The following is a 13,039-nucleotide window of genomic DNA, read 5'->3' on the forward strand; positions in this document are numbered from 1 at the left end:
TCCTTACGCTGGCTGTGTAGCCAGTGCTTTTTTGTTAAGAATAGGATTAAGAATCAGGAAGCTAATTGCGCCGCCAAGTACAGCGTTAATCGGCACTACGCCAGGCAGGAAGTGTCCCGCACCAACGCCAATCACGACAGCGATAATGCCAGCCCAGTTAACGTTTTGGAATTGGGCGGCTTCAAAGTTTGCGTAGCGTTTACGGTTCGTGAAGAAGTCAGCGATGATCACACCGCCAATCGGTGGAATTGCCAAAGATAAGAAGGTCAGCCAGCCAACAAAGTTATTGTAGAGCCAGAGAGCGCAAAGTGTGCCAACAAGACCGTTCGCCATTGAGATGTATTTACTTGGTAAGCCTGTGATGTTGGAAAATCCAAGACCCGATGCGTAGAGCGCGTTGTCGTTGGTCGTCCAGATGTTCAAGCCAAGAACGATGATAGCTGGAATAAGAAGACCTTGCGCGATCATCACTTCAGAAATGTCTGATTGACCCGTCACCGACGCACCTGCCGCGCCAAAGATAAACATTAACGAGTTACCGATGAAAAACGCCACCATGGTGATCATCACGGCGCTGCGCGGCTTTTTACCAAAGCGTACGAAATCCGCCGTTAATGTACCAGCACTGACAAAAGAGCCGACAACCATCGCGAGAGCTATTGAAAAATCGAGTGGCTCGGTTGGTTGAACTTGTTGTAGTTCGCCAATACCACCAACGCTATTTACTGCCTCGATGACAGAGTAGCCGCCAAGTAGTGCAATGGCAGGAACGGCGATTGCTGACAACACCATCAGTGCGGAGATGCCAAAGTAAACGGTCGCGGTCATGAGCAAACCGGAGACGAGGATCAAAGTATTGGTATCGATGCCCGTTGCTTTGTGCACCGGAATCGCAAACATCGCGACACCAACTCCAAACCACCCAACTTGAGTACCGCCAAGAAGAGCAGAAGGAAGCCAAGAGCCTTTAGAACCAAAAGAGAAACGAGCAAGAAGGTGAGTAGAGAGACCAGTAGAAGCGCCGATGTAACCGAGGAAAGAAGTGTAAATACCGAGGATTAGGTTACCGATGAGAACAGCGAGGAAAAAATCATTGAAGGAGAGCCCAGTACCGAGAGAACCCCCAGTCCACATACTTGCGGAGAAAAAAGTGAGTCCTAACATCACCATTGTAAGTGATGCCACGCCTTTTCTGGCCGTGTTGGGAACTGGTCCAAGACTGTAATTATTGTCTCCAGCCATTATTACCTCCGCACATTGAAACATTAAATTATAGCACCTGATTTCAGGCAAACGGCGCGTATTATCGTGATGTAAATTTAATAGTCAATGATAAAATTGCAATTTAAACGTTTGCTTGATTTTTGTTTTGTATTTTTTCTTTTAATAACAATAGTTTGATTTTTAAATTCTAAAAGTGAAAAGTTTGGTTTTACGTGTTTTCTATGATTTATAGACAGATTTTCTATGTGAAGTTAATGTTTTGAATTGCTATTTGTTTTTATGGATTAAATTTATCTATAACTCTGAATTGTTCAGTCGATTTCTATGAAAAGAAAACGTTTTCATGATGAGGTTTTTGGTTTGGACGGTATTTGTTCTTTTCTTGGGTATGTTTTCTTGGTTTTATTTTATGTAGGTGATTTATTTTTGTTGAAGCTGACATTTCTAATGGTTTGTTGGGCGAATATTTGAATTTTATAAACAGTAAACAATCTGTTGTGGGCAAGAAAAGTACAACCGAGCTCGGTCAGAGGATAAGAGGGCAATAGCCACATAAAAAAATAGCCAACCGCAAAGAGTGCGATTGGCTTATATACATGTGAACAAAATCAAGTTCACTAACAACGTCAGTTGGCTAGGTGACCCTCGGCTTAAGAAGGGTCGATTTATATAATGCAGTTACTGTGCCAACTTTAATATGCCCTAAAATACGTAGTTTCTGTGACATGCGTTGCTTAAAGTTTGAGTATGTTTGCAATTTGCAACTGCGTTATGCAATTTGACTCTATTATGCTAATGATTGATTAATAAACAATGAACCTTTTAAAGCATGACTAAACTCGCCGTTCCTAAAAAGGCGAAAAAACCAACTACATCTGTCACTGTTGTTAGAATCACCGAGCCAGCCAAAGCGGGGTCCAATTTAAACTTATCCAGAATAATGGGAATCAGCACACCAAATAAAGCTGCGGTAATAATATTGACGATAATGGCCAGCGCGATGGTTCCCCCAAGAACCGGAGATTGAAACCACAATCCGGCGAGCCCGCCGATGATTAACGCCCAAGCAATGCCGTTCAGAGAGCCAATACCCAACTCATTTTTCAAAAGCTTGAAGCGGTTACCTGGGGTGATCTGATTAAGCGCCATCGCACGAATCATTAGAGTGAGCGTTTGGCTGCCAGCAATGCCCCCCATGGATGCAACAATTGGCATGAGCACCGCCAAAGCCACCACCTGCGCAATTACATCTTCAAATAGTCCGATAGTGACAGAAGCCAAAATCGCAGTAAGCAAATTGATGCCTAACCAAACACCGCGCTTTTGCGAGCTTTTTAATACTGGCGCAAACAAGTCATCGCCTTCATCCATACCTGTACCCGCCATCAAACGTGCTTCGTAGATTTCACGCTGTGTACTCAATGCAAACTGCCAATCGACTTCACCGATCAGTGTTTGGTCTGCATCAGTTACAGGGAGAGCGGGCAGTGTGCTGTGTTCTAATGCCTCTACCGCTTCAGGAAGCATCATTTTACTGTCTAGCACCGTCACAGCCTCAATAATGAGTGTTTTTAAGCGAGTATCGGGGTCACCACGTAAGATATCGAAGTAGTTGACCGTTCCACGATACTGTTTATTACGATTAATCAGATACACCTGTTGAGGCGTGTCGTAGCTATAGCGCTCCATTAACTGCTTAGCTGTCCCAATCGTAATGTTGAAGGGCAGGGTGATGATCTTACGTTCAGCCCAGTGGCCGAGTTCTTCATCAGCATACTCGTTTGCTTGATCGTAAAGTTCCAACTCATCTTTTTCTATCAACGAGAGCGCTTCGCTGATGATCGACTCTGGCAACGAATCGGCCCATTCGATGAGCGACAAGTTGTCGAGTTTAGCGAGAGTTAGCTTTAGCTCGACTTCAGATAACGCATTGATGATAGAGAAACGTACGTCCGCACGCATTTCCGTTAACACGTCGATATGTAGCTCTAGTGGTAAAGCTCGCCATAAGCGAACACGATCGTCGATTGGAAAGGCTTCTAGAATCAGGGCAACCGCGCCGGGCTCGAGGCCCGCTTCAATAGATTCATTGAGCGTTGCGACTTGATCCGCTTCTTCGGCTTGGCCAATTTGCTGGATTAGAGTGGAGAGATCTTGAAACTTGCTCACCGAGTACCCCGATAGTTAATTCGTTTTATGGAAGTATGGCATGTTATTGAGATGCACAACTATGCACCTTAACCTTGCTCAAGGTACTTGAAAGTAACAGAAAAACAATAGGCTATTCGCTGTTGATGGTGAGATATGGCTGTACCAATTGGCGAATGTTCACTTTTGCGCCAATACGGGCTGCCAGCAAGTACATTCCGCCGATTTTTCTGTGTAAAAATAGGGCATCTGCTGGTGGAGTATGCCAGTATTCTTGCTCCATGCTTAGAATGGTGCCAGCCTCGCGAAGCTTTTGTGCTAAGCCGCTGGCTTTAAAGTCATAAGGCTCATCAACTAACATCGGTTCACATGCCATTTTCACTAGATCGAGAATCGCTTGGCGTTGGTCTGGAAGGATGGTTTGGCTGAAGAAGCCTATTTGTTCAAGCGCATTATTCAAGCCTTGTTCGTCATTGTTAACGACAGATGCGAAAGCTTGGCGATAACCAGTGCTGAACCGCTCGCTGTACTCTCGAGTGGCCCCGAAATCTAGCAAGCCGATTTGACGAGTGTTTTCGATATATAAGTAGTTGGCGAAATTTGGGTCGGTTTGTACCATCTTAAATTCGAACAGCTCTCGAAACAGTAATTCGAGTAGGCTGTGCATGACAAAATCTCGCGTACTCTGATCATAATGTTCGATTTGCTCAATCGGGCTACCATCAATGAATTCCATCGCGAGAACGGAGTCTGAGCAACTTTCAGTATGAACCTTGGGCACCACAAAATGAGGGTGCTCCTTCAAAGCGTCATGATAACGAATGGCAAATTGTGCCTCTCGTGCGTAATCGGCCTCGTCATGTAGCTGCTTTTTCGCTTCTTCGAGTAATCCTTTGTAGTCGACAGACTCGGGAATCAACCCAACGACCTTGAGCAGTGTACCGACATTATCGACGTCGCTATCGATACTTTTCCGTATGCCCGGATATTGCACTTTGACGGCTAGGTTATCGCCCGCATCGCTGTAGGCTTGGTGCACTTGTCCTATTGATGCACTGGCGATTGGTTTGAAGTTAAATGACAGAAACTCAGCTTTCCAATTCGTTCCCAGCGAACTTTCCATTACTGCGTTGAGTTGTTTTGCAGGCATTGGGTCTGCGTTGGAACGAAGACGGGAAAGAATATCGGCAAGTTCAGGTTCTAAAACATCACCAGCATCCATTGATAGCATTTGACCAAGCTTCATTGCAGCGCCACGCAGGTGAGCAAGTTGGTCAGTTAAGCGCGCGATGTTCTGTGGCGTCAGCAAGAGGTCTTTCGCTTTTGGTTTGTTGCCTTTGGCTATCTGCTTCGTGCCTTCTGCAATCACATTGCCTGCGACACGGGTAGCAAGTGAAGCGAACTTGCTGAATCTTGAGATGCGATGGGTAGGTAGGCTTCTTTCCTTTGCCGACATGAATCTTCTCCGCTATTTACTAACTAATTGTTATACGGGAAAAGGATATGTTTGGATACAAATGAAAAGAAAACCGCCAGCGTAACTGGCGGTTTGCGAGTTTAGATAGAGTAGAAGAAGTACAGTTGAGACTTCATTCGGATGATGATCCCGCGAATCACATCTAAGAAGGCCATGAAGCCTATCGGTTTTTCACCGCTGATCCATGCGAGGCCAACAGAGCCAACAGGGATGTCGTAGCCTTCTGGCTCATCAATCTTAAGACGAACAAAGTGGTGTTTGTTCTGTAAGTTCTTTCCAGTGGTGACACGTACGGAATCATCGAAACCCAGTAGATTACCTTGTGACTCACCTGTTGCTTCAACAATGCCTTCGACGGTCGCTGAGAAGATCTTACCTGGGTAAACGGACGAAGAGAATTCCGCTGGCTGACCCGGTTTGATGTTACGAATCGCCTGGTGGTTCACTCGCATTAGTACGTACTTTTCGTTGGTGTACATGTTGATACGCGGCATCGTTGATACACGCTGACCTTCACGCAGGATAAAGTTGGTGACAAAGCCATCTGTTGGGGCATGAACTTTTGTGCTATTCAAATCCCATTGCGCTTTTGCAATTTGCTCTTTCGCTTGGCGCAGTTCGGCTTGTTTGGTTTCAACTGCAAGTTCCGCTTTATGAATCGCCAGTTTTGCACGGGAAATATCGACTTGTTTCTTCTTGATTTGAGACTCAAGGGTCAACACGTTGTGACGTGCCATATCAACCGCACTCGATTGTTTGTCGATATCGCTTTCCGTGATGGTGTTGTGCACCACTCGGTTTTGCTCAACATAACGATCTAGCATTTTTTTCTGCAATTTGTAGTCAACTTTCGCCGCTTCCAACTGGCTCTTTGATGTTTCTAGATCTTGCACTAGCGCTTCGTGGTTAGCTTCTTCAATCTCGATGTCGCCTTTTGCTGTAGCTAATGCAACGCGAGCAGAATCAGCGGATACGTTCGCTTGATTTAATGCGATTTTGTATTGCGTTGGGTCAAGTTCATAAATGAGCTGACCTTCTTTAACTTGCTGATTCGGCTCAATGTAAATGTGGTCAACTTTACCTTTTACATTGGTTGAATCTGGACGCAATTGGATGTGTGGTGACTGCACGACAGAACCGCCGGATAAATCCATCGGGGTGAAGTTAATCAAACCTACCCAGACGAACATCAGCCAACTCAAACCGCCAAGATAAGCGAACGATTTGGTTGCTTTGTTCCAAGGCATGCCAACCAAACGCAGCAGATAGATGAAGAGAGCCCATACCGCTAAACCTTCTAACATTATGCTTCCTCTTTTGGCTGTGTTTCTGTTTGCGGTTTACTTTTCCATGTATCACGCAGATTGATGATGGCTTTTTCCATATCAACAAATGCAAAGATCACGGCTAGCACCCAAACCCAGTGCCAGACAAACCCTATCCAGGTCAGCGCAGTGATGAGCCCTATCTGATGATGGTCTTTGCTGTGTGCTTTATTGATAGGCAATTCATGGATTTTCCAAAAGCCGTAACACGCGCCCGCGACACTCGCAATTAAAACGACAGCAGCGACAACATGTAACGCCGTATCTGCGCCTGTACCGACAAATGGGACACTCAGTAAACTCATTAAACACTCCTCTATCAAACTGTTGGCGTATTGTGATCTGAATTTGATTTGCGGCTTTCTTTGTGACAGATTCAATCACTATAGGATTAAATTTGATGTAATTGGTTATGAAAACGGTTCGGTTTATTCGCGCGATGGGCATTCTAAACATGCATAACCTCGCGTTATCTAAATACAATTTGGACTCGGATGAGTTAGGAATCCCAGTATCGGTGTTTCGTAACCCAATGACACTGATCCCGCTAAAAGCCGTTGCGGAATGGTATCGTTGTGTTGAACAAGCCAGTGCTGACCCGGATGTGGTGTTGAGTCTCAGCCGGGGTATTGAACTGCAAAAGCTAGGGCCAGTGGGACGCTGGTTATTCTCCGGCAATGATTTAGCCAGTACCATTCGGCGAGTGAATTATGGTGTGAGCAATCTACAATCAGGGGCGTTTTTTGCTGGCGAACAGTCGGGTAAAATCATCAAATGGACTTACCACAACCCGTTTATAGAAACGTCAGTAAAGGTGCACGATAGTATCCGCTGTGCGGTATTTATGATTAAGGTGTTACGCGAATTTCTTGGCAAAGATTACCAGCCTTTACGTGTCAAGGTTTCAGGCTCGAGAAAAAATACTGAGCGATACCGGGAATATTTCGGCTGCGAGGTGGAATGGAGTCAGCCAAAAACAGAGATATGGATCCCGGGAGATGACCGATTAGCCTCCCGCCAAGTGAGCCATCGAGAAGACAGCCGTCTAGCGATGAGTTTTTCCGACTTGGATGATTTGCTTAATATGCCCGATCCAGAAGACGAGTTGAAAGTGATTTATGAAGTAGTGAACTACAGCAGCCATTATGGATTGCCAACGTTAGAGCGCGTGTCTTCTCTGCTTGATTTATCTGAACAGCAGTTTCAACGTCGTTTGCATAAATTAGGGCTCAATTTTTCGACGGTTTCTGGCTATGTATTGAGTAATATTGCAGCTGGTTTGTTGAGTAAGCGCGTGAGTATTGATGACATTGCCACGCGCCTTGGTTACACCAATGTGGCGAGCTTCAATCGTATGTTTAAGAAACATCGTGGATTAACGCCCAAGCAGTATACGGGAAGATTAGAGAAGTAGTGCTCCACTTATCTCTATGAGTACAAGCAATAAAAGCCCTCAAAGTTGAGGGCTTTGTTATTTTTTTGTGTCGTTTTATGTGGTGGCTATTTCTTAGGACGCCAACTTAGTGCACTTGCAACAGCGCCGATGGCAATTACATCCTTTTTTTGTTCGCTAAGTTCAGGGAGCATCTGTACCGCAATGGTACCGTTCGTCTGCACAGCGGCAATTTCTTGTGTGCCTTCCTTAAAGCTATAACCCAATGGAATGTCTACCGCCATCATGGCGTCAGGACTAGTATGTACAGTTTTTACATTAAATTGGGTGCTACCAATACGCACTACGCCTGTCTCTTTTTTCTCAAAGCTGATGTCGATGAGAGCGGATTTTGGCTCCATCGCAAACTCACCGACTTTTTTACCATCTTGAGTAATGTCACAGGTGTAAGGATCATTCCCACCAAAATCGACGCCCATGTAGTTAACCGACATACCGCCTCCAGTGCAGTTCAAAAGCCAAGTTTCCCCGCTGTCGATACGAGTCACTTCTGCGCCCATTGAACCTTCTTTGAAAGAGATACGGTTAAACCAACTTGAGTTAGAAGCACTGCGTGAATACTTGCCTTTGTACTTACCAGCAAAATCAAAATGGCCATCCGCACCGAATCCCCAAAAATCACCGTCGGTTTTGATCAGCATTTCTGGTTGTGCTTTTACGGCATCAGTACGATCCATGACGGCTAGGCCACCACAACCAACAAGGAGCAAGGGAGCGAATAAAATAAGTTTCTTCATGTTTTTCATTGTTTATAGCTTGGTTACATCTAGGGTTTGGTCGGTGAATTGGATGTTCTGAATGTCGTACAACTCGTCAGTGCCTGTATTTGGGCACTCAACAGAAACGCTCTTTGCTTTGATAACAGTACATTCCGCCAGTTTGTGTGGCACGATATAGGTGTTGATACCGCCTTCACCATAAATGCTGTTGTCTTTGCTGTTGCCTTCAAAAGTATTGTTTTGATCATTACCGATCACATTCATCGCGTCGTCGCCAATGATCTTCACTTTTGTTAACCACTGAGATTTGTAGGTGTACGCTTCTATCAAACCGTCTTTGTTGGGAGCCATACGGAAGGTAGGTACTGTGCCTGGATTTGTCTTTTCTGTGTAGAGCTTGACGCCCGCAGAGTCGATATTCGCGGTATATTGCAAGTATCCGTGGAATAAGCCACTGATCCAATCAACGGCTTGTGGATCTTGGGTTTGCATTTCTTCACGCGTTAACGCTTGGTAGCCATCTAAACCATGTCCGTTTGCTTTTGCTACACCCATGTAAGCTTCAAAAGCGGCAGCAAAATATTCGTGAGAATATGAAGGGCCCGTTTGTTTCACACTTTCAGGATCGAAGTCGTCCGATTTCCAATCGTCCCAGTCATACTGAGTAGGGCGCCACACCGTCGGTTTGCCCGATTGAATATCGTTATAGATGCTTAACGCATGAGCTTGAATGTCATTTTGCAGTGCCGCAGTCGCCGTGTTAGGTGCAATACCTTGCGCTTGGACCAAGTGTAAAATTTCTTCAAAAGCGGCGTCTCGTTCGGCTTTTTTACCAAGATTGGCGCAGTAATCGGCAAAATTACTCATGTAATGGCAATCGCCTTCAACTGTCAGTTCTCGATACATTAAAGATTGGCTATTCCTTAGCCAGTTTGGTGTTTCTTTACTAGTTACTAATGTTGACGCGATAGATGTGACAAGTGTATCCATATCATCTTCGTTAAGTACCATCATGCTTACAACAAACTTTTCTAGAGAACTAGTATCAAAAGAGTGTGCTAAGCCCGAGCTTGTAACTGCATCGTTCAATTTGCCTTGGCGAATCAGTTCGTTGATAAAGATTTTGGTTAACATCTCATCATTCTGTTCGTCGTTTTCGGTCAGCATTAGTGTGGCATCACGCTCGGCTAATGTCTTAGCGATACGAGACTTGTCAGCACCGTACTTAGAGTCTGGTTGGTTTGTGAGAAGGTGTTGGATGATTTTGGCTGCACGAAAGATTTTTTCATTATTCGCACCGTCATCAACAGCCACAATGTGAAATGTATCGTTGTTGTTTGCTTCGGAAAGGGAGATTTTCACATAGTGGGTGAAGCCCGAATCAGCAGCCACTTTTAACTTGGCCGGAAACTCTGTAGAAACGACAGTTGGGATTGTGACAGTGCTCAATGTAGGCATTGGTGGTGTTGGAGGTGTCGTTGTCGATGGTTTCGAATTAGATTCACTGCCGCCACAAGCAGTTAGACTTATCGCGCAAAATATGGCTAAAGGTGTTAATTTGGAATATCTCATTTCATGTTACTCGTAGACTTTATTAGAGCAGGAAACTTAGAAGCAACATAAAGTCCTGTCTATATAAGCAAACTAAGTCATATATGTTGATATTGTTTTTTGGTAAGACCTATTATTCGATATATTTAAAAATATAGTGGATTTTTATTCCGAATTTTATTTTCTATGTGAAGCTATATTCTGGTAATGAATAAAACCTCAGGTTATTGCATGGTTTTAGGGGTATAGAATGATTAGGATTATCGTATATGTATGGTTTGTAAGCGTATGTAAGCCTGCGTTTTATTAAAATTATCATTTAAGTAGGTTGCGCAGTATAGGACGAGCGATATACTCCCTCCATCATATTGGTGGAGTAAATGATTCATGGTGGGTAATACAATCTTACTGGTAGAAGACGACTCAGAGATTGCTCGATTAACCAAAATGTACCTCGAAGCCGAAGGATATACGGTAACTGTCATCGATAACGGTCAAAATGCATTAGAAACGATTAAGGGGCTCAAGCCGGACCTAGTGCTGTTAGATTTGATGTTACCAGGAAAAAATGGCGCAGAAATATGTCAAGAGGCGCGTAAGTTTTATCATGGTATTATCATTGTTTTGACTGCGACCGATGATGAAATGAGCGAGGTGAGCTTATTTAAGTTTGGTGCTGATGATTACCTTACCAAACCGATAAAAGGCAATATCCTTCTCGCCCGTATTGAAGCAGCGTTGCGTCGCTATTGTCGTCAAGTTGATATCGTTGAAGAAGAAAAGCTGAGCCGATATGGCATTAGTCTTTGTCTTCGTCGCTCCCAAGCATTTTATTTGCAAAAAGATATTGGTTTAACGAGTTCTGAGTTTGAAATTTTAGAGCTCCTGATGCTGAATGTCGATAAGCCAGTATCTCGTGAATCATGTTGCCGTCTTGCCCGAGGCATTGAATACTGTATTACTGATCGTTCGATTGATATGCGTATATCCTCACTAAGGAAGAAATTCTCTAAGGCTCATATCCATACGGCTACCATTAAAACCATACGTCACCACGGCTACATGCTGACAGGTAAATGACGCATGTTTTCCCTGTTTACTCGTCTATATGTGGGGTTAGTAACTGGCCTTGCGCTGACTGTTGCTTTGTTTCTCTTTATGGGGGAAGAGTACATGCGCAAAACAGAAGTCGGTGTTTTTTTGAGTGACGGTGCTTATTTTGTCGATCAATACATTGAGCAACGAGGCACTCCGGATTCTCTCTACAAGAAGTTAACCGAAAACGGCAAGCAAGATTTCTTTATCTTTGATTTAACATTGGTTGAAAACTGGGACGGATCACCGCCTTGTCGAGATTGTAATCTGCTGTACCGTATGCAAGGGATACCTGTTTATCTTATTGATGGCAGTACCTATGCTGCGGTATTCCCTTTGCCTAACACTTCGAAGAGTTTAGTTTTCAAAGAAAAAACGGATTTCTTTAGCCCACACGTTGATTGGAATGAAGATTCTGAGATTGTATTTATACTTACTCTACTTTTGGTTGTTGTATGCAGTTTAGGCATTATGGTTTACATACCTGTACGACGTCTTGACCGCCAAATTCGGCAACTAACGGCTGCGCAACAACAATTTGGTTCTGGTGAGTTGAATACGCGAGTCGAGCTAAAGCAATTTTCGCAACCCGTGAAAGAGCTCGCCCAAGGCTTCAACTGCATGTCTGAAGAGATTGAGAGACGAGTGCGCCAAACACACATCTTTACTCAAGCTATTCCTCATGAAGTGCGCACTCCGCTGAGTCGTATTCAGCTAGCGACGGATTTAGCTCGACGCACGAGTGGTGAAATGCAGGCAGAGTTACATGACGATATTGAACGATACGTTGATGTAGTGACGGATTTAACATCCGACATCGTCATGCTGTCTCGCTTGAGTGTGAAAAACCACTCATGGATCGATTCTGTTGAAACCATGGAACTGCCACTTTGGTGTAAAAGCCGCATGAATTACCTAGGCTTAGAGTCCGCCATGTTGAGAGCAGAAAATGAACTCGCGAACCAATTGATTCACTTTCAGCCTACTTTGGGTAACCTCGTCCTCGATAATTTACTGCAAAACGCCAAGCGTTACGGTGAGTCCTGCGTTGAGGTGACGATTCGAACGGTAGCGGATTGCTGGAGCATCGATATTGAGGACGATGGTCCGGGCATCCCTGAGGCGATGCGAGAAGAAGTATTTATGCCATTTTCGCGCTTAGACAAAAGCCGCAACGCCGACATGAAAGGCTTTGGTTTAGGGCTTGCCATCGCTACCAGTGCAGCGCGGCAACTGGGGTGGGAGCTTTCTGTCGGCGAGAGTCACTTAGGCGGCGCACGTTTTACGGTGCTTATTCCTGCCAACGGTTAGAGTAGGCACTGCGGTAGTCTGGCTCTGCGATACCTTCATACAAATCGTCACAAGCTTGCAGCGGACCTACGACGGTTCGGTAGGGTAGGACACCTGCCCAAACAGGGATGTCCATGTCTTCCGCATCGTCGTTGACGCCAAAATTGCTGATTTTCACTGATGCTTCTAGGAGTGGAATACGCAGCAGCATGGTGGCTTTGAGTTCTTTTTCATTACTCAAACGGACTTGTTCTGTTCTCCCCGGAGCGATCTGTTCAATAAAGTGATTCAGCAACCTGTCTTTCTCTTGGTTATCTTCCACCATCTCAAACTGGCCAAAGACCACAACACTGCGATAATGCGCACTGTGGTGAAACGCACTTCGAGCCAATACCCAACCATCAAACAAAGTAAAGGTTAAGCACGTTTGCACTCCTTGTTTGAGTGAGCGTAATAGTCGACTGTTGTTGGCACCATGGATATACACGTAATCATCGACACGCCATGCCAGCATAGGGATGACCACAGGGCCTGACTCGTTGGTTATCGCAATATGAGCGATTAGGCTTTCATCTATGATGGCGTGCAGTTTGCTAACATCAGAGACGGCTTTATGTGCGCCTTTCTTAATTTCCGTTCTATTGGTGTTGGATAGCATTTTCTCTCCTTGCTTGCTCACGATTACGAGCGATTTATCCTCATTCTTTGATTGCAATGTAGCGTTTAACTGGTAGCTTAAAGAGAGCCAGTTTTAACT

General features: G+C 44.7%; 11 protein-coding genes. 3 read left to right on the forward strand and 8 right to left on the reverse strand.

Annotated features, from left to right (window positions below):
- Positions 1 to 3: 3 nt before the first annotated feature.
- The 5 genes from codB to KJB35_RS14430 form a co-directional block, all read right to left on the reverse strand.
- The gene (gene codB, locus KJB35_RS14410) at positions 4 to 1,242 is read right to left on the reverse strand and encodes a cytosine permease (protein ID WP_047101164.1); all 1,239 of its coding nucleotides are present in this window, start codon (positions 1,240 to 1,242) and stop codon (positions 4 to 6) included.
- 804 nt (positions 1,243 to 2,046) lie between these two features.
- Positions 2,047 to 3,393: a magnesium transporter gene (locus KJB35_RS14415; protein ID WP_186585461.1), complete on the reverse strand. Its 1,347-nt coding sequence runs from the start codon at positions 3,391 to 3,393 to the stop codon at positions 2,047 to 2,049.
- Between the two features lie 112 nt (positions 3,394 to 3,505).
- Positions 3,506 to 4,828: an AarF/ABC1/UbiB kinase family protein gene (locus KJB35_RS14420; protein ID WP_186585460.1), complete on the reverse strand. Its 1,323-nt coding sequence runs from the start codon at positions 4,826 to 4,828 to the stop codon at positions 3,506 to 3,508.
- A 101-nt stretch (positions 4,829 to 4,929) separates the two neighbouring features.
- The gene (locus tag KJB35_RS14425) at positions 4,930 to 6,153 is read right to left on the reverse strand and encodes an HlyD family secretion protein (protein WP_213907770.1); all 1,224 of its coding nucleotides are present in this window, start codon (positions 6,151 to 6,153) and stop codon (positions 4,930 to 4,932) included.
- Positions 6,153 to 6,479 carry an MFS transporter gene (locus tag KJB35_RS14430; RefSeq protein WP_017635162.1) on the reverse strand — a complete coding sequence of 109 codons (327 nt, stop codon included), beginning with the start codon at positions 6,477 to 6,479 and terminating at the stop codon, positions 6,153 to 6,155. The genes KJB35_RS14425 and KJB35_RS14430 overlap by 1 nt, the downstream gene beginning before the upstream one ends.
- A gap of 107 nt (positions 6,480 to 6,586) precedes the next feature.
- Here KJB35_RS14430 and KJB35_RS14435 point away from each other — a divergent pair, with 107 nt between their 5' ends.
- Positions 6,587 to 7,588 (forward strand): AraC family transcriptional regulator, encoded by a 1,002-nt coding sequence (locus KJB35_RS14435; RefSeq protein WP_005373633.1) that lies wholly within the window; start codon positions 6,587 to 6,589, stop codon positions 7,586 to 7,588.
- Between the two features lie 86 nt (positions 7,589 to 7,674).
- Here the strand turns inward: KJB35_RS14435 and KJB35_RS14440 are convergent, their stop codons facing one another.
- Positions 7,675 to 8,364 (reverse strand): hypothetical protein, encoded by a 690-nt coding sequence (locus KJB35_RS14440; RefSeq protein ID WP_186585458.1) that lies wholly within the window; start codon positions 8,362 to 8,364, stop codon positions 7,675 to 7,677.
- Between the two features lie 12 nt (positions 8,365 to 8,376).
- On the reverse strand, positions 8,377 to 9,918 hold the full coding sequence (locus KJB35_RS14445; protein ID WP_262593117.1) for a hypothetical protein: 1,542 nt from the start codon (positions 9,916 to 9,918) through the stop codon (positions 8,377 to 8,379).
- Positions 9,919 to 10,284: 366 nt separating this feature from the next.
- On the opposite strand from KJB35_RS14445, the gene KJB35_RS14450 reads away from it, so the two are divergent.
- A complete protein-coding gene (locus KJB35_RS14450) occupies positions 10,285 to 10,977 on the forward strand; it encodes a response regulator transcription factor (RefSeq protein WP_005373624.1) in 693 nt (230 codons plus the stop codon).
- 3 nt (positions 10,978 to 10,980) lie between these two features.
- Positions 10,981 to 12,303, forward strand: a complete 1,323-nt coding sequence (locus tag KJB35_RS14455) for an ATP-binding protein (RefSeq protein ID WP_017819871.1) — start codon at positions 10,981 to 10,983, stop codon at positions 12,301 to 12,303.
- Here KJB35_RS14455 and KJB35_RS14460 read toward each other — a convergent pair.
- On the reverse strand, positions 12,284 to 12,940 hold the full coding sequence (locus KJB35_RS14460) for a pyridoxamine 5'-phosphate oxidase family protein (protein ID WP_005373620.1): 657 nt from the start codon (positions 12,938 to 12,940) through the stop codon (positions 12,284 to 12,286). The genes KJB35_RS14455 and KJB35_RS14460 overlap by 20 nt on opposite strands.
- Positions 12,941 to 13,039: the final 99 nt, after the last annotated feature.

Origin of the sequence: Vibrio sp. D431a (genome assembly GCF_030248655.1) — a bacterium.
Lineage (GTDB): Bacteria > Pseudomonadota > Gammaproteobacteria > Enterobacterales > Vibrionaceae > Vibrio > Vibrio alginolyticus.